Genomic DNA, 1,363 nt, shown 5'->3' with positions numbered 1-1,363 from the left:
ACATGACCAACAGCACTGGCCGCTATGCCCCCTCTCCCGCCGGGAGAGGGTTGGGGAGAGGGGATCAAAAAGATGAATCTCTCTACTTAAACACTTATGAATTTACCACTACCAAAAAGTTTTTTGTCGGGAACCCGACCCACATTTCCGATGCGGGGAAAACTGACCCCTTCACCGAACCCGTGGCTTGTGGCCTGGTGTCTTAGCGCGAACCCGCTTTCCCTCCGGCTTGCTCGGGCTGCGGACCGCCGCCTTGCGATGCCTTGCCGGGGGTCGGTCCTGCCTTGCCCGGCGTGCAGGTGTCCGGGGTCGCTCCATACCCGCAAGTGCCAGTAGGTCTGTGAGTTCGTCTGGGGTCAGATCGCGCCAGTGGCCGGCGAATACCCGCGGCCCCAGGATGACGTTGCCGAAGCGGACGCGTTTGAGCCGGCTGACCCGGCAGCCGACGGCTTCCCACAGGCGCCGCACTTCCCGGTTGCGGCCTTCGCGCAGCAGGACGTGGAACCAGCGGTTGGCGCCCTCCCCACCCGACTCGACGATTTCCTCGAAACGGGCCTCGAAACGGGCCGGTCCGTCTTGGAGCAGGATGCCGTGGGTCAGCTGCTTCAGGGTCTCCGCGGACACCTGGCCCAGGATGCGCACGGCGTATTCCCGCTCCAGGGCCTGGGCGGGGTGCATGAGGCGGTTGGCCAGCTCGCCGTTGTTGGTCAGGAGCAAGAGGCCGGAGGAGTTGATGTCGAGTCTGCCAACGGCAATCCAGCGCCCGGTTTTGAGGGGCGGCAGGCGGCTGAATAGGGTGCGTCGGCCTGCCGGGTCGTGGCGGGTCACCAGCTCGCCTTCCGGCTTGTTGTAGGCGATGACTCGAAGTTCCGTCTGGCGCGCGGACCGGCGCTTGACCGCTTTGCCGTCGACCCGGATGTGATCCGCCGGGCCGATGCGGTCGCCCAGCCGGGCCAGCTTGCCATTGATCCGCACCCGCCCGGTGCGGATCCAGCCCTCAATCTCACGGCGCGAGCCGAGACCCGCGTCTGCCAGGACTTTCTGTAGCCGGACCGCCGCTGGGGCGGATGGGGTCCGCGGTGGTCGGTGTTTGGGTCCTGTTGGCATCGGTAACTTCTCATTTAAACCGCAAGTGAATGCAAATCGGTCACAAAAGATCACATGATCTTTTCTGTGCGCAGATGACGCCGATTTTCACAGATTATTTCGTTTTTAATCTCTGTGGGTCGAATTCCCCGCCGCTTGTGGCGAGAAAAAAGACTCCCATCCGAAAGCAATCCTGAATTATTTGGCGCTGTTTGGGGGAAAAGATCCCTCCTGCGTCGGGACAAGAAAGATCCCTCCTGCGTCGGGACAGGGTTTG

The 1,363-nt window shown here is 62.5% G+C and carries 2 protein-coding genes; one reads left to right on the top strand and one right to left on the bottom strand.

Translation table 11 applies throughout. The features are described 5' to 3' along the window. Positions 1–206: hypothetical protein (locus tag BQ17_RS22285; protein ID WP_218068020.1), on the top strand; the 206-nt coding region annotated here is incomplete at its 5' end. Here BQ17_RS22285 and rluB read toward each other — a convergent pair. Continuing rightward, positions 172–1,107, bottom strand: coding sequence for a 23S rRNA pseudouridine(2605) synthase RluB (gene rluB, locus BQ17_RS02395; protein WP_089724125.1), 936 nt, complete (start codon positions 1,105–1,107; stop codon positions 172–174). The genes BQ17_RS22285 and rluB overlap by 35 nt on opposite strands. Positions 1,108–1,363 lie beyond the last annotated feature (256 nt).

The organism is Candidatus Thiosymbion oneisti, from assembly GCF_900092655.1.
In the GTDB taxonomy this organism is placed as follows: Bacteria; Pseudomonadota; Gammaproteobacteria; order Chromatiales; family Chromatiaceae; genus Thiosymbion; species Thiosymbion oneisti.
This window is presented reverse-complemented; position numbering and strand designations above follow the sequence as displayed.